This window comes from Trabulsiella odontotermitis, from assembly GCF_001188485.1.
GTDB classification, from domain to species: Bacteria; Pseudomonadota; Gammaproteobacteria; order Enterobacterales; family Enterobacteriaceae; genus Trabulsiella; species Trabulsiella odontotermitis_A.
This window is the reverse complement of the sequence record NZ_JNGH01000096.1, coordinates 57,190-71,721: the sequence shown is the minus strand read 5'-3', so window position 1 is coordinate 71,721 and position 14,532 is coordinate 57,190. Positions and strand designations below refer to the sequence as shown.

The window sequence follows — 14,532 nt, the reverse complement described above, 5'->3', positions numbered from 1 at the left end:
GCCAGGCATTAATTACGTGAAGAGGCCATCCGGAAGGATGGCCTTTTTGCGTTTTTGTGCATCTCAAAAACTTATTCCTCCCACCTGCGTTAAATCTTGATTCGTGATCTTGCTAACAGAATTCGTGATCGTAGTCTCATAATCATAAGTAACAATTATGTAACATTTTCATCACTTATTTTGTCATCTTAGCGGCGTGTAACGCCCGTTGAGACAAGCTTCCATCTTTGGCAGGAGAACGTGACAATGACCGAAACGAGCATAGCTGCGCGTGATTCACTGACGGGCAGCGATACCCGGCGGCGGGTATGGGCGATTGTCGGCGCCTCTTCAGGTAATCTGGTTGAATGGTTTGATTTCTACGTCTACTCGTTTTGCTCTCTCTATTTCGCCCATATCTTTTTCCCGGCAGGCAATACCACCACCCAATTGTTGCAAACAGCCGGTGTATTCGCCGCGGGATTCCTGATGCGTCCTATCGGCGGCTGGCTTTTCGGCCGTCTCGCCGATCGCCACGGTCGTAAAAAATCCATGCTGATCTCCGTCTGCATGATGTGCTTTGGCTCGCTAGTGATCGCCTGTCTGCCGGGCTACGCCACCATCGGTACCTGGGCTCCGGCGCTGTTGCTACTGGCTCGCCTGTTTCAGGGATTGTCGGTTGGCGGTGAATATGGCACCAGTGCGACATACATGAGTGAAGTCGCTGTGGAAGGGCGCAAAGGATTTTACGCCTCCTTTCAGTACGTCACGTTGATTGGCGGCCAGTTGCTGGCGCTGCTGGTTGTTGTGGTTTTGCAACAGGTACTAAGCAGTGAAGATCTCCATGCCTGGGGCTGGCGGATCCCGTTTGCAATGCATGCCAATACCGCCAGCATTCTGATGACGGCGGCGTTGTTCGTATTCATGCTGATACAGCCGATCATTGGCGCGCTGTCAGACAAAATTGGTCGTCGGACATCCATGCTCATTTTCGGTGGGCTGGCAACGGTATGTACTGTCCCAGTTCTGTCCGCGTTGCAAAGCGTGACGTCGCCCATAGCGGCCTTTGCGCTGGTAATGTGCGCGCTGCTCATCGTCAGTTTCTATACCTCGATAAGCGGCATCCTGAAAGCCGAAATGTTCCCGGCGCAGGTCAGGGCGTTAGGCGTTGGTTTGTCGTATGCGGTGGCGAATGCGCTGTTTGGCGGCTCGGCGGAGTATGTCGCGCTGTCACTGAAGTCGGTTGGCGTCGAGACAGCGTTTTTCTGGTACGTGACCCTGATGGGCGCGCTGGCGTTTCTGGTGTCGTTGATGCTGCACGCGAAGGGAAAAGGGCTGCGTCTCTAGGTATTACTGATGCGCCAGTTGCCACACGGCGAAGCCCGTTGTGGCGCCGGCGACATCCCAGGCAAAATCTTTCCAGCTCCAGCCGCTTCCTGACGGGCGGCTGTCCCACCACTCTTTACCCGCCCCAAGGCTGACGGAAAACAGTAATCCGACAGCCGCGCTGCGATCGCGACTGATTCCCTGATGTTGCGCGTATTCATTGCCCGCCGCCGAAAGCATGGCGGAAGCCAGAAAATGCTGCGCTTTATCCTGCCCGGTCCACTGGTCATTAGCCATATGGCTACAGCCGCTGAGGATGAATGCTGCTAAAAGCAGGAAGACGCGCATATGACGGGCAGGCTCCATAACAACGGCCCCATAGTGAACGGGGCCAGAGAATTACAGAATACGGCTGATCAGCTTATCTATTCGGATACGACGAAGACGGCGGATCAGCTTGCGCACTTTCACCGGATAATCGGCAATGCTCTGCAGATCGCGATAATGCTTCACCACGGTAGTATGTGTGCGGATCAGTTCCAGCTCTTTTTGACGGGATGACGCCAGCTGATGCTGCGGATCGTGGATCAGAATGGCGTTCTCGAGATCCAGTCGCCAGGCGCGGGGGTTCAGGTTGTTCCCCGTCAGCAGCATCCATTCATCATCCACCCACATGCCTTTCAGGTGATAGGTATTGTCGTCATCTTTCCATAAACGCACCACGAGCTGATCGGTGTTGACGTAGTACTGCAGGCGGCTGAGGAAGCGACGCAGGTTGATCTCATAAAGATACGGAAGGGCGCCGATGATCTTGAAAGGCCGATCTTCGGGAATGTAAAAGTCATTGGCGGTTTTGTCGCCAACAATAATCTCCACCTTCTTTCCTTCCCGCAGCAGCTGGATGATATTGCGCACCAGCAGGGCAGGCAGGTTGAAATACGGTGTGCAAATGGTGAGCTTATGCTCCGCACAGGGCATTAAATGGAAGATGGTTTTATTGAGGACGCTCGATTTGCCCAGCCCGACCAGCGGTGTCACTGAAAGCTGCTCGTTGTCGGCATCGCCCTGATAGTGATAGCCGGTATCGCGCAATTCCTGGCGATACAGACGCACATCGTTTTTGATTTCCGGGCTTTTCGGGCGGTCAGGCACATCAAGGCGATTCACGCCGCGCCCTTGCACAAGGTTCTGATCGGCCCAGTTAAACATGATATCCGCCATCTGCTGATTACGAACGCAGTGGTAACGGTCGTAGCGGTACTTATCATGCTGATGCAGGTAGACGTCATTCAGACTGGCGCCACTGTAGAGCACGCAGTCATCGATGATAAAGCCTTTGAAATGCAGCACGCCCAGCGCTTCACGGGTATTCACTGGCACGCCATAGACGGGCACGTCGACGCCCGCATTTTCCTGCGCCATGCGGCAATACCAGTCTGCGTTGGTGTTCGATGCCGCCGCACCGATACGTCCACGCTGCGCCCGATGCCAGTCGACCAGTACGCGGACGTCTAATTCAGGGCGTTGACGTTTGGCGTCATACAGCGCCTGCAAAATACCCTTGCCGCCGTCGTCCTGCTCAAGATAAAGCGCAACGATACAGATACGATGCGTGGCGCTGGCAATCTTCGCCAGCAGGGCTTCCCGAAAATCCGCGGGAGCATAAAAAAACTCGACATCATCAACTGACTGAGAGAGCTTAGGTAGTTGAGCAAGGTGTTGTTGATGTTTATTTCGCTTAAATTTTGACAACATCACAGTGCAATTCTTCTCTGTTTATTGAAGGGTCCTCTGTACCATGCAGACGACAGAAGCGAACAATAATACCACCACTACTGGCTAAAGTGGTCAACATTTCCAGCAGCTTACTTACGATCGCCGGAGGGTGCCAGTTTGAGCGTTAAGCCAACGATACCCTCCTCCAGTTGAATGTCCACCTCGAAACCGAGCTTGCGCGCCAGCGCAACCATACCCTGATTATGTGGCATGGTAATCCCCGTCAGGCGCGCCAGACCATGGTCGCGGGCATAGCCAATCATTTTTTCCAGCAGCATGCGCCCCAGGCCTAATCCTTTAAGATCCGAACGCACCAGTACGGCAAACTCCGCATCGGTGTTATCGGGATCGGAAATCGCGCGCGCGACGCCGAGGATTTCTGGCTCGTTGTCAGTTGCCCGCACCGCGACGAAAGCCATTTCTCGATCGTAGTCGATCTGGGTCATATTGGCTAAATCATCATGGGTAAATTCGTTGATCTCGCTGAAATAGCGATAATAGAGATCTTCTTTGGTCACCTGCGCGATAAACCGCTGCAACGCGGGCTCATCTTCCGGCAGGATAGGCCGAAACAGGCAACGCTCACCGTTTTTCATCGTGACCCACTGTTCCAGCTGTTGTGGATACGGACGTACCGCCAGGCGGCTCTCGCTGTCGCCTTCAAAGGGGGCGATGTCCAGCGTCACATCCAAAGCGGTAAATTCAGCGCCCGACGCCAGCAACGGGTGAATGTCGAGACGCTGGATTTCCGGGCAATCCACAATCAGGTTTGACACCTGTACCAGCTGTTGGCTCAGCCCGGCGATATCCAACGGACGTAACGCGCTGCGACTGCGGATCTTTTTATTCTTGATCGCCTGAATCACCAGATAGCGGGCGAGGTTCATGTTCAGCGGCGGTAACGCGACAGCGGCTTGATCCTGTGCGCGCCATTCAACGCCGCCTTCACCAAGCATGATCAGCGGGCCAAATACCGGATCGTGCTCCACGACGACGCGCAATTCCTGCGCACCCGCACGGTTCGCCATACTTTGAACCAGCAGGCCATGAATGCGCGCCTGTGGCCAGGTCATTTTCACGCGGTCGAGCATCGCATCCGCCGCGCGCTGGACTTCCGCCGCCGTACGCAGATAGAGCATAACCCCCTGGACTTCAGATTTGTGCGGAATATCGGGCGAGCGCAATTTCAACGCCACCGGATAACCAATCTGCCCGGCGATATGCACCGCCTCCGCGCTGCGATGGCTTTTTGCAGCAGCGTGTGGGCTTCTGCCGCGTTGGCGGCCAGGTTCAGCGGAATGGACGGTGTTTCACGCAGTTGTTTCTGGTTACGCCGGTATTCGACCATATGCATAAAAGCCGTAATCGTCCCTTCCGGCGTGCGATAGGTCGGAATTCCTGCATCGCTGAACAGGCGACGCGCTTCCTGTGAGGAATATTCACCACACCAGTTGGTCAGGACGCTCACATATTTACCGCGCGGATGTTTTTTCAGGGCGTCGATCAGCGCCAGCGCGCTTTCAGTACCGGGCGATGCGGCACTGGGGGCATGGATCACCAGCAGCGCATCAAAGTCCTGGCTGTCCATTAGAATATTGAGCGCAGTGATGTAATGCTCGCTAAGCGCGTCGTCGCGCAAATCCAGCGGGTTAGCCACGTCAACGCCGTCACGCAACGCCACTCGCAGGCGTGCAAGCGTCTCTTCGCTCAGCGTCGCCAGCTTGCCGTTGCGCAGCCACAATTCATCCAGCGCCAGCGCCGCCGGGGCCGCGCCGTTGCTGACGATCATCAGCTTGTCGCCGCGCAGCGGGCGCATATGGCTGAGCGTTTCTACAGCAGAAAACAGCTCGTGAGTGTCCTGCACACGCAACAAACCCGCGCGCTGAATAGCCGCGTCCCAGGCCGGATCGATACCGGAATTCACATGCAGCAAGCGCTGCGCTTCCGGGCTGCGGCCGCTTTTGATGACCAGAATGGGTTTATTCCGCGAGGCGCTTCGTGCGGCGGAGACAAACCGACGCGCATCGCTGAGATGTTCGAGATAGAGCAAAATGGCGCTGGTTTTGGTATCGCGGGCAAGGTAGTCGAGCAGATCGTCAACGTCGATGTCCAGGCTGTCACCCAGCGCGATAAAGTAGGAGAATCCCATCTCGCGCTGCTGCGCCCAGTCAAGGATCGTGTTAGACACAGCGGCAGATTGCGAAATAAACGCCAGCTTGCCCCGACGAATCGGTACCGGCGAAAAACTGGCGTTCAGCCCCAAAGCCTGTTTGCCCCCACCAGCCGCATCTGATAGCGGCGGGCGCAGGCTTTCAGGTCAGCGAACTGTTCCGGCGGCGAGGAAAGAATAATGCAGGTTTTGCATCCTTTTGCGCCTAACGCTTCCAGTAAGGCGAGATTGCGTTTCGCATGGGTACAGAGCACCGCCAGATCGGGCGTAAACGGCAGGCTGTCGATATCCGGCCAGGCGAGAACGCCCAGCACCGCTTTCCAGTTCGGCGTCACGGGCAACACCGGCCCGCTGAATCCGCCGGACAACAGATTGCGCATCATCAGATAACCGGCACGCTGAGGCTTCATTGAGGCGCCAATGACAGCGATAGATTTGGGTCGAAGTAGCGCTTCCAGGCCACGTTGGCTCATACCGGTCTCCTTTGCACAAGTGACCGGATGATTCTAAACGCTTTCTTCCATTTCTGCTGTGACGTTTCCCTTATGCTGTGTTTTTCCTGCCAGATAGCGTGAGCGGAAACGGCCAAAGTGATCCCCGAGCGCGGTGGCGGCACCGGTATCGCCCGCCAGATCCAGCAGGGCGATAGCCACTTCCGCCGTACAGTACTGCCCTTCGGCGTGCGCTTCACGCAGCCGGTAAGCCGACACGCGCGACAGATCGACCGAAATCAGCGGCAGGTGATCGAGCCAGGGGCTTTTGCGGAACATTTTCCGCGCTTCGGTCCAGGTGCCGTCGAGCATAATAAACAGCGGCGGCTTACCGCTGGCTGGTGTGCTGATCACCTGGCGCTCGGCGTCGGCGTAAGACGCCGGGAATACCACCATCGGCTGATAAGCCGGGTTACGCACCAGATCCAGTAGCGCCTGCGGAGGCGCCGTTCGCGACCACTGAAACGCCTCGGTGTCAGGCAGAATATCGGCGATGAGTCGCCCGGTATTGCTGGGTTTCATCGGCTCGGTATCGAACATTACCAGACAAAAACGGCTTCTCGCCTGAGCGGTGGTGAGGGTATCGCACAGGCACTGTTTGAGCGGCAGCAGGCAGCGCTGACAACGACGAATACGGTTTCCCCGGGCGAGAAAAGGACGGGTGGCGCGCGCAAGGCGTTCGGCACGTAATCTGAGAACGGCGTTATCAGTCATGAGTGTCTGGCAGAAAAAACGCCATTGTCGCAGAGGTTAAAAGGGGGCACAAGCTGTGCCCCGGGAGGATCAGGAGGGCGTGGCCTCGTTCAGCCAGCTTTCAAACGGCGCTTTCGGAACGGCGCCATTCAACATATCAATCACTTCGCCATTTTTGAAAATCATGATAGTCGGAATGCTGCGGATACGAAAACGTGCGCTCAGCTCGCGTTCCGCTTCGGTATTCACTTTCACAAAGCGCATTTTCCCGCTGCGCTCTTCGGCGACATCTTCAAAGATCGGCGCAAAGCTTTTGCAGGGTCCGCACCACGGCGCCCAGAAATCAACCACCACAGGCAGATCGTCTTTCAGCAGTTTATCCAGCGTTGCGTCGGTGGCGTTGATCACATCACCATCAAACAGGTCGTGACCACAGCGTCCACACTTTGCAGCGTCGTTAAGACGATCGTCGGGGATGCGGTTGAGCGCCTGACAGCTGGCACAAACGGTATTCATAACTAACCTCGGATCTGAATGGGCAACGGCCTCACGTCGCTGCCATATTGTTTCGATAATGTTACATATTATCGGCGATGGCGGGCAAATGGACAAAGCGGTTTATTCAATGAGTACAATAGTCATAGTCTTTTGTAGGAAGTCATGGCGAAGCGCGACCACATCGGGTAATCTTCGCGCTTCGCGCAGCGCAGGTGGAGGAATAGATGAACGACGAACTGAAGAATAAAAGCGGCAAGGTCAAAGTGATGTATGTCCGCAGTGATGATGACTCGGATAAACGCACCCAGAATCCGCGTACCGGAAAGGGGGGAGGGCGCACTGGCGCTTCCCGTACTGAAGGTGGTCGTCGTCCGGCGCGTGATGGCAAATCCGCGCAGCCTGCCCGCGAGCGCAGCCGCGATCGCAACGATCGCAATGACCGTGATCGTGATGCTTCCCCGTGGCGTACCGTTTCCCGTGCGCCGGGTGATGACACGCCGGCGAAACCGGATCACGGCGGTATCAGCGGTAAAAGTTTTATCGATCCGGAAGTGCTACGTCGTCAGCGCGCGGAAGAGACGCGGGTGTATGGCGAAAACGCCTGCCAGGCACTGTTCCAGAGCCGTCCGGATTCTATCGTTCGCGCCTGGTTTATCCAGAGCGTAACGCCGCGTTTTAAAGAAGCATTGCGCTGGATGGCGGCGAACCGGAAAGCGTACCACGTGGTGGATGACGCGGAACTGACCAAAGCGTCCGGTACTGAACACCACGGCGGCGTCTGCTTCCTGATCAAAAAACGTAACGGCACCACGGTAAAACAGTGGGTGAGCCAGGCGGCGGAAGAGGATTGCGTGCTGGCGCTGGAAGATGTCGGCAACCCGCACAACCTCGGCGCGATGATGCGCAGTTGCGCGCACTTCGGCGTGAAAGGCGTCGTGGTGCAGGATGCGGCGCTGCTGGAATCCGGTGCGGCGATCCGTACCGCAGAAGGCGGTGCTGAGCACGTTGAGCCGATCACCGGTGACAGCTTCATTGACACGCTGGATCAGTTCCGCAGCGCGGGTTACACCATCGTTTCCACCTCCAGCCACAAAGGCACGCCGCTGTTTAAAGCCACGCTGCCGAAGAAAATGGTGCTGGTGCTGGGCCAGGAGCGTGACGGTCTGACTGACGCAGCGCTGGACAGCGCAGATTTGAGCGTTTCAATCAATGGCACAGGGCATGTTGAAAGCCTGAATGTCTCGGTCGCGACCGGCGTGTTGCTTGCCGAATGGTGGCGACAGAACAAAGCCTGATGCAAAAAAGCCAGCGAAGACGCTGGCTTTTTTATTACTCGCTTTCCGCCGGTAGCACGGGCGTCCAGTCAATGGGTGTTTCGCCATGCCGCGACAGCCACTCATTGGCCAGCACGAAATGATTGCAGCCGAAAAAGCCTCGATGCGCCGATAGCGGCGACGGGTGAGGGGCTTTCAGGACGTGGTGGCGCTGCTTATCGATAATCGCCCCTTTCTTCTGCGCGTGCGAACCCCACAGTAAAAACACCACCCCTTCGCGATGCTCATTGATCAGGCTGATGACTTTATCGGTGAACGTTTCCCATCCCAGACTGGCGTGCGAGTGTGCCTGACCAGCGCGTACCGTTAACACGGTATTAAGCAGCAGAACACCCTGGCGCGCCCAGCTTTCCAGATAACCGTGATCCGGACGGTTAAAGCCGGGAATGGATTTCTCCAGTTCTTTATACATATTGAGCAACGAGGGTGGCGTAGCGACACCGGGGCGTACAGAAAATGCCAGACCGTGCGCCTGACCCGGGCCGTGATAGGGATCCTGACCGAGGATCACCACTTTCACATCGCCCAGCTCGGTAAAGCGAAAAGCATTAAACACATCTTTCTGCGGTGGATAGATGGTGATACCGGACTGCCGCTCGCTGGCGACCGTTTTCAGCGTATTCAAAAAGTAGGGCTGTTGTTTTTCGTCAGCCAGCACATCGTGCCAGGTTAATTCGGTTGTCATTTCGCTCTCCTGCGAATGTGTATGCTAATAGCTTAACTGCTTCTTTCTGCATAACAAAATCCGTAAACCAGAAACTCTGGTATCGCCACAAAAAAAGTTGAAAATTTACAAAAATAATTAAGCAATATGGGGTGTGTAACTTGATATAAAACAAGTAATTTCCCATATACCCTTCTTTGTGGTGTGGTTTTTATTGATATAAATCAAAGAATCAAGGGTGTCGCACTGTTATACATACACTCAAGCAACAATGGTTTTACCAATTGGCCGGAAACCGGCCGGTTAAAATGAATATGCAGAGCCTAAGGGGGCATCAAATGATTACAGGTATTCAGATTACTAAAGCCGCAAATGACAATCTGCTGAACTCTTTCTGGTTGCTGGACAGCGAGAAGGGTGAAGCTCGCTGCCTGTGCGCAAAAGGCGGTTTCACGGAAGATCAGGTTGTTGCTGTCAGCAATCTGGGCGATATCGAATACCGTGAAATCCCGGTAGATGTTAAACCTGAAGTGCGCGTGGAAGGCGGTCAGCATCTGAACGTCAACGTGCTGCGTCGTGAAACGCTGGAAGACGCCGTTAAGCATCCGGAAAAATACCCGCAGCTGACCATCCGTGTTTCAGGTTATGCCGTTCGTTTCAACTCCCTGACCCCGGAACAGCAGCGCGACGTTATTGCGCGTACCTTTACCGAAAGCCTGTAATTTTTACGGGCGCGGAAATAAAAATGCCGGGACGTTTCCCGGCATTTTTTTATTCTTCAGTCGACGGCGTTGAGTTATCACTACCGCTCGGCTTACGGCGTTTACCAATATTTTTGGTATCGCGATGGCGTTTCTTCACGCGCGGTTTTTCTTTGTCTTTCTCTTTTTTCTTCTCTTCGCGTTTTGCCAGCGCTTTCTTCGACGGTTTACCTTTCAGCTTTTCGCTCGGCACACGCGTCGTCGGACGCAGTTCGTCAATAACGCGCGCTTTCAGCGGCTCTTCAACGTAACGACCCACTTTCCCCAGCAGCAGGTGGTCATGCGCTTCGACCAGCGAAATCGCGATGCCTTTACGGCCTGCGCGACCGGTACGGCCGATGCGGTGCAGGTAGGTATCCCCACTGCGCGGCATGTCGAAGTTGAAAACATGGCTCACGTCCGGGATATCAATCCCGCGCGCGGCAACGTCGGTGGCAACCAGCACATTAACGCGACCGTCGGTCAGACGTTTAATCGCTTCGTTACGTTTGCCCTGTACCATCTCACCTTCGAGATAACAGCTGTTGATGCCCGCTTCGCGCAGCCAGGTCGCCAGTTCATGCACGCGCTCACGCTTGCGCACAAAGACGATAGAACGCGTGGCTTCTGGCTGTTTCAGCAGATGAACCAGCAGGGCGGTTTTGTGCTCAACGTCATCGGCGCGATAGTACCATTGATGAATTTTTTTGCGCTCGCGGGTGGACGGTGTGGCAGAAACTTCCACCGGATCTTCCAGCAGGCGCTCGGCAAAATCCTTAATGGCCTCGCCTTCCAGAGTGGCGGAAAACAGCATGGTTTGCTTGCGCCAGCGGGTTTCACCTGAAATGTGTTCGATGTCCTGCGCGAAGCCCATATCGAGCATGCGATCCGCTTCGTCAAGAATTAGCGTTTCTACCGCGCGGCAATCGAAATTTTCTTCTTTAATATATTGCAGCAGACGACCTGTCGTCGCGACAACGATATCCTGGTTTTCGCTGAAGACTTCCGCATGGTTCATATAGGCCACACCGCCGGTGATCGTGGCGATATCCAGATGAGTGTGCGCGGCCAGTTCGCGGGCGTGATCGGCGACCTGCATGGCCAGCTCGCGGGTCGGCGTCAGGATAAGAATTCGCGGCGGCCCGGATTTTTTGCGCGGGAAGTCGAGCAGGTGCTGCAACGCAGGCAGTAAATATGCCGCAGTTTTACCGGTACCGGTCGGCGCGGAACCAAGGACATCACGGCCATCGAGCGCAGGCGGAATAGCGGCAGCCTGAATGGCGGTCGGGCGAGTGAAACCTTTATCCTGGAGAGCATCCAGAAGGTTTTCGTCGAGTTCGAGTTCGGAAAAAGTCGTTACAGTCATGATCTACCTCTGTGTGGGGCGCTGATTATAGACGTTACGGCTGCAATGTTCATCTGTTTGTGTGGCTATCTGTTCTCAGGTATTGTGCATAGCCTAAAGCAAATCCCCCTTTTACTTGCCAGGATGCATGTTATGTTCGACCCAAAATCCGTGCTGCGTCGTAATGGATTTACCTTCAAGCAGTTTTTTGTCGCGCACGATCGTTGTGCCATGAAAGTGGGGACCGACGGCATCCTGCTGGGTGCCTGGGCGCCGATTGCCCGCGTCAAACGCATTCTTGATATCGGTGCGGGCAGCGGACTGCTGGCGTTGATGCTGGCGCAAAGAACCGATGATCAGGTCACCATCGACGCTGTTGAACTTGATGACGCCGCCGCGGCGCAGGCGCAAGAAAACGTGGCGGAATCGCCGTGGTCTGCGCGTGTGACGGTCCATCACGCGGATATCCAGCAGTGGCTTCATCAGCAAACCCGTCGTTATGACCTGATTGTCAGCAATCCGCCCTATTATGAGCAGGGCGCGGAATGCGCGACGCCACAGCGCGAGCAAGCCCGTTATACCACGACGCTTGATCATACCGCACTGCTGAATTGCGCCGCCGAAGCGATCACCGAAGAGGGATTTTTCTGCCTGGTGCTGCCGGAAAGCATCGGCACAGCGTTTACTGAGAAAGCGCTGTCGCTCGGCTGGAATCTGCGTCTGCGAACGGACATTGCCGAAACCGAACTCCGTCCGCCGCATCGCGTGCTGTTAGCGTTCTCGCCAAAAGCAGGGGAGTATTTTTGCGATCGGCTGGTGATCCGTGGGCCAGAGCAGCAATACTCCGAAGGGTATACTGCCCTGACGCAGGCGTTCTATTTATTCATGTAAGCCAGTGGGGAAAGCACTGACGGGCCGGATTCCGACAGCGGCTGCGGATAATCCAGCGTGTAGTGTAATCCCCGACTCTCTTTGCGCAGCATCGCGCAGCGGACAATCAGTTCAGCTACCTGCACCAGGTTACGTAATTCCAGCAAATTATTAGACACGCGGAATTTCGCGTAATACTCATCCAGCTCCTGCTGCAATAAGTTGATGCGACGCAGCGCGCGCTCTAGCCGTTTGGTGGTCCGCACGATGCCGACGTAATCCCACATAAAGAGGCGCAGCTCGTGCCAGTTATGCTGGATCACCACCAGTTCGTCCGGGTTCTCAACGCGGCTCTCATCCCATGCGGGGAGGGACGGCGTTGCACGCGCATAGGGCATCCGCTTTTTAATGTCTTCTGCCGCTGACCAGCCGTACACGAGGCACTCCAGCAGCGAGTTGGAGGCCATCCGGTTCGCGCCGTGCAGCCCGGTATAGCTCACTTCGCCAATCGCATACAGGCCGTCAACATCGGTGCGCCCGTAGTCATCCACCATCACGCCGCCGCAGGTGTAATGCGCGGCGGGCACAATCGGCACCGGCTGTTTCGTCAGATCGATACCCAGACCGAGCAGCTTGTCGTAAATCATCGGAAAGTGCTGGCGAATAAAATCGTCTGGCTTGTGGCTGATGTCCAGATACATACAGTCCGCGCCAAGACGTTTCATCTCATGGTCGATGGCGCGGGCGACAATATCACGCGGTGCCAGCTCGCCGCGTTCATCAAAATCAGGCATAAAGCGCGAGCCATCCGGGCGTTTTAATAACGCGCCCTCACCGCGAAGCGCTTCCGTCAGCAGGAAATTTCTTGCCTGTGGGTGATAGAGCGCCGTCGGGTGAAACTGATTAAACTCGAGGTTTGCCACGCGGCACCCGGCGCGCCATGCCATGGCGATGCCATCACCTGAGGAGATATCCGGATTAGTGGTGTACTGATACACTTTCGACGCGCCACCTGTCGCCAGCACCACCGATTTTGCCTGACAGGTTTCGACGCGTTCCTGATTGCGGTTCCAGATCCACGCCCCGACGACGCGCCGCGTGCCGGGAAGGCCGATTTTGTCAGAGATGATCAAGTCGACCGCGTTATGTCGCTCAAGGATACGAATATTGGGATGGTTCAGCGCTTTGCTGACCAGCGTCGTTTCCACGGCTTTACCGGTGGCGTCGGCGGAATGAAGAATGCGGCGATGGCTATGACCGCCTTCCCGCGTCAGGTGATAACTCTCTTCGCCGTTGGCCTGGGTTTGCGTGTCGAACAACACACCCTGATCGATAAGCCATTGCACGCAGGATTTGGCGTTGCTGGCGACAAATGACACCGCATGGCGGTCACAGATCCCGGCACCGGCAATTAAGGTATCTTCGATATGCGATTCGATGCTGTCGGTTTCATCAAACACGGCGGCGATACCGCCCTGCGCGTAAAAGGTGGAGCCTTCGCTGGCGGGGCCTTTGCTTAAAACAATGACTGAGCTGTGTTCCGCGAGGCGTAGTGCCAGCGATAAACCCGCAGCACCGCTGCCGATAATAAGGACATCACAAGCGTGGTTGGGCGTCGTATTCATCTTTTTTGTTTAATGTACTAAACATGGTTCGGCCAGCATACCACTCAGATTGGTCTTTCCGCACACTTTTTTACGGCTAAGTTGTAATGGCTAAACAGAGAGGCTGGAGAAAGAACTACTCTGAAAGAGAGGAAATATTTTGCGAAGCAGATCGTTAGCTTCAGATTTTATGATGAAATAAACCCTGTGTTAAGCTACCCTGCTGGCGTACAGAACGCTTTAATTACGATCAGACGCGTTGTTAAGCATTGAGAGACTTATAATGAATGATAATGAAAGGTCTGCAGTGATTAACAAAAAAACAATGGCGTAACGGAACTTTATGATTATCAGAAACTCTAACCGATTGCTTGCTCATAGTGCAGTGATGGAGTGGCGTTCTGATTACGCATGGGAATTAGGTTTGGGGAGACATTACCTCGGATGAGCGAGCAGTTAACGGATCAGGTCCTTGTTGAACGGGTCCAGAAGGGAGATCAGAAAGCGTTTAACCTACTGGTAGTGCGCTACCAGCATAAGGTGGCGAGCCTGGTTTCCCGCTATGTACCGTCAGGTGACGTGCCTGATGTCGTACAAGAGTCTTTTATTAAAGCCTATCGCGCGCTGGATTCTTTCCGGGGGGATAGCGCTTTTTATACCTGGTTGTATCGTATCGCTGTGAATACGGCAAAGAATTACCTGGTTGCTCAGGGGCGCCGTCCGCCATCCAGTGACGTAGACGCAATTGAAGCAGAAAACTACGAAAGTGGCGGCGCGCTGAAAGAAATTTCGAACCCTGAGAACTTAATGTTGTCAGAAGAACTGAGACAAATTGTTTTTCGTACCATTGAGTCGCTTCCGGAGGATTTACGCATGGCAATTACCCTGCGGGAGCTGGATGGCCTGAGCTATGAAGAAATAGCCGCTATCATGGATTGTCCGGTCGGTACGGTTCGTTCACGTATATTCCGGGCGCGAGAAGCTATTGATAATAAAGTTCAACCGCTTATCAGGCGTTGACGATAGCGGGATACTGGAAAAG

Annotated in this window: 13 protein-coding genes and 1 pseudogene; 6 read left to right on the top strand and 8 right to left on the bottom strand. The window is 55.0% G+C overall.

Translation table 11 applies throughout. The features are described 5' to 3' along the window. Positions 1-246 precede the first annotated feature (246 nt). Entirely contained in the window at positions 247-1,326 is a 1,080-nt protein-coding gene (locus tag GM30_RS13995; RefSeq protein WP_049849106.1) for an MFS transporter, read from the top strand. Between the two features lie 3 nt (positions 1,327-1,329). Here GM30_RS13995 and GM30_RS13990 read toward each other — a convergent pair whose 3' ends face one another. The 5 genes and pseudogenes from GM30_RS13990 to trxC form a co-directional block, all read right to left on the bottom strand. After that, entirely contained in the window at positions 1,330-1,653 is a 324-nt protein-coding gene (locus GM30_RS13990) for a YfiM family lipoprotein (protein ID WP_049849107.1), read from the bottom strand. Between the two features lie 51 nt (positions 1,654-1,704). After that, positions 1,705-3,060, bottom strand: coding sequence for a CDP-diacylglycerol--serine O-phosphatidyltransferase (pssA, locus tag GM30_RS13985; protein ID WP_049849105.1), 1,356 nt, complete (start codon positions 3,058-3,060; stop codon positions 1,705-1,707). A 110-nt stretch (positions 3,061-3,170) separates the two neighbouring features. Beyond that, positions 3,171-5,724 (bottom strand): annotated as a pseudogene (locus GM30_RS13980) (bifunctional acetate--CoA ligase family protein/GNAT family N-acetyltransferase). Positions 5,725-5,757: 33 nt separating this feature from the next. Continuing rightward, the gene (gene tapT, locus GM30_RS13975; RefSeq protein ID WP_049849104.1) at positions 5,758-6,456 is read right to left on the bottom strand and encodes a tRNA-uridine aminocarboxypropyltransferase; all 699 of its coding nucleotides are present in this window, start codon (positions 6,454-6,456) and stop codon (positions 5,758-5,760) included. Between the two features lie 69 nt (positions 6,457-6,525). Beyond that, the gene (gene trxC, locus GM30_RS13970) at positions 6,526-6,951 is read right to left on the bottom strand and encodes a thioredoxin TrxC (protein ID WP_049849103.1); all 426 of its coding nucleotides are present in this window, start codon (positions 6,949-6,951) and stop codon (positions 6,526-6,528) included. A gap of 206 nt (positions 6,952-7,157) precedes the next feature. Between trxC and GM30_RS13965 the strand changes: the two genes are divergently transcribed. After that, positions 7,158-8,228: a tRNA/rRNA methyltransferase gene (locus GM30_RS13965; RefSeq protein ID WP_049849102.1), complete on the top strand. Its 1,071-nt coding sequence runs from the start codon at positions 7,158-7,160 to the stop codon at positions 8,226-8,228. 34 nt (positions 8,229-8,262) lie between these two features. On the opposite strand, the gene ung is transcribed toward GM30_RS13965, so the two are convergent. Beyond that, the gene (ung, locus tag GM30_RS13960; RefSeq protein ID WP_049849101.1) at positions 8,263-8,952 is read right to left on the bottom strand and encodes a uracil-DNA glycosylase; all 690 of its coding nucleotides are present in this window, start codon (positions 8,950-8,952) and stop codon (positions 8,263-8,265) included. 317 nt (positions 8,953-9,269) lie between these two features. On the opposite strand from ung, the gene grcA reads away from it, so the two are divergent. Next, positions 9,270-9,653: an autonomous glycyl radical cofactor GrcA gene (gene grcA, locus GM30_RS13955; protein WP_049849100.1), complete on the top strand. Its 384-nt coding sequence runs from the start codon at positions 9,270-9,272 to the stop codon at positions 9,651-9,653. Positions 9,654-9,702: 49 nt separating this feature from the next. Here the strand turns inward: grcA and srmB are convergent, their stop codons facing one another. Next, positions 9,703-11,037: an ATP-dependent RNA helicase SrmB gene (gene srmB / locus GM30_RS13950; RefSeq protein ID WP_049849099.1), complete on the bottom strand. Its 1,335-nt coding sequence runs from the start codon at positions 11,035-11,037 to the stop codon at positions 9,703-9,705. Between the two features lie 132 nt (positions 11,038-11,169). Between srmB and trmN the strand changes: the two genes are divergently transcribed. Further along, positions 11,170-11,907 carry a tRNA(1)(Val) (adenine(37)-N(6))-methyltransferase TrmN gene (trmN, locus tag GM30_RS13945; protein ID WP_049849098.1) on the top strand — a complete coding sequence of 246 codons (738 nt, stop codon included), beginning with the start codon at positions 11,170-11,172 and terminating at the stop codon, positions 11,905-11,907. On the opposite strand, the gene nadB is transcribed toward trmN, so the two are convergent. After that, complete coding sequence (gene nadB / locus GM30_RS13940) at positions 11,892-13,511, bottom strand: L-aspartate oxidase (protein WP_049849097.1); 1,620 nt, start codon at positions 13,509-13,511, stop codon at positions 11,892-11,894. The genes trmN and nadB overlap by 16 nt on opposite strands. Before the next feature lie 322 nt (positions 13,512-13,833). Between nadB and rseD the strand changes: the two genes are divergently transcribed. Both rseD and rpoE read left to right on the top strand, forming a co-directional pair. After that, positions 13,834-13,938, top strand: a complete 105-nt coding sequence (gene rseD / locus GM30_RS27970; protein ID WP_420802264.1) for a rpoE leader peptide RseD — start codon at positions 13,834-13,836, stop codon at positions 13,936-13,938. Further along, positions 13,935-14,510: an RNA polymerase sigma factor RpoE gene (gene rpoE / locus GM30_RS13935; RefSeq protein ID WP_038157215.1), complete on the top strand. Its 576-nt coding sequence runs from the start codon at positions 13,935-13,937 to the stop codon at positions 14,508-14,510. The genes rseD and rpoE overlap by 4 nt, the downstream gene beginning before the upstream one ends. Positions 14,511-14,532 lie beyond the last annotated feature (22 nt).

Bases quoted from the DNA above. Each gene is read 5' to 3' on its own strand.
- srmB (WP_049849099.1), bottom strand. From the start codon at position 11,037: ATGACTGTAACGACTTTTTCCGAACTCGAACTCGACGAAAACCTTCTG.
- GM30_RS13965 (WP_049849102.1), top strand. From the start codon at position 7,158: ATGAACGACGAACTGAAGAATAAAAGCGGCAAGGTCAAAGTGATGTAT.
- trxC (WP_049849103.1), bottom strand. From the start codon at position 6,951: ATGAATACCGTTTGTGCCAGCTGTCAGGCGCTCAACCGCATCCCCGAC.
- rseD (WP_420802264.1), top strand. From the start codon at position 13,834: ATGATTATCAGAAACTCTAACCGATTGCTTGCTCATAGTGCAGTGATG.
- ung (WP_049849101.1), bottom strand. From the start codon at position 8,952: ATGACAACCGAATTAACCTGGCACGATGTGCTGGCTGACGAAAAACAA.
- GM30_RS13990 (WP_049849107.1), bottom strand. From the start codon at position 1,653: ATGCGCGTCTTCCTGCTTTTAGCAGCATTCATCCTCAGCGGCTGTAGC.
- GM30_RS13995 (WP_049849106.1), top strand. From the start codon at position 247: ATGACCGAAACGAGCATAGCTGCGCGTGATTCACTGACGGGCAGCGAT.
- pssA (WP_049849105.1), bottom strand. From the start codon at position 3,060: ATGTTGTCAAAATTTAAGCGAAATAAACATCAACAACACCTTGCTCAA.
- rpoE (WP_038157215.1), top strand. From the start codon at position 13,935: ATGAGCGAGCAGTTAACGGATCAGGTCCTTGTTGAACGGGTCCAGAAG.
- trmN (WP_049849098.1), top strand. From the start codon at position 11,170: ATGTTCGACCCAAAATCCGTGCTGCGTCGTAATGGATTTACCTTCAAG.
- tapT (WP_049849104.1), bottom strand. From the start codon at position 6,456: ATGACTGATAACGCCGTTCTCAGATTACGTGCCGAACGCCTTGCGCGC.
- nadB (WP_049849097.1), bottom strand. From the start codon at position 13,511: ATGAATACGACGCCCAACCACGCTTGTGATGTCCTTATTATCGGCAGC.
- grcA (WP_049849100.1), top strand. From the start codon at position 9,270: ATGATTACAGGTATTCAGATTACTAAAGCCGCAAATGACAATCTGCTG.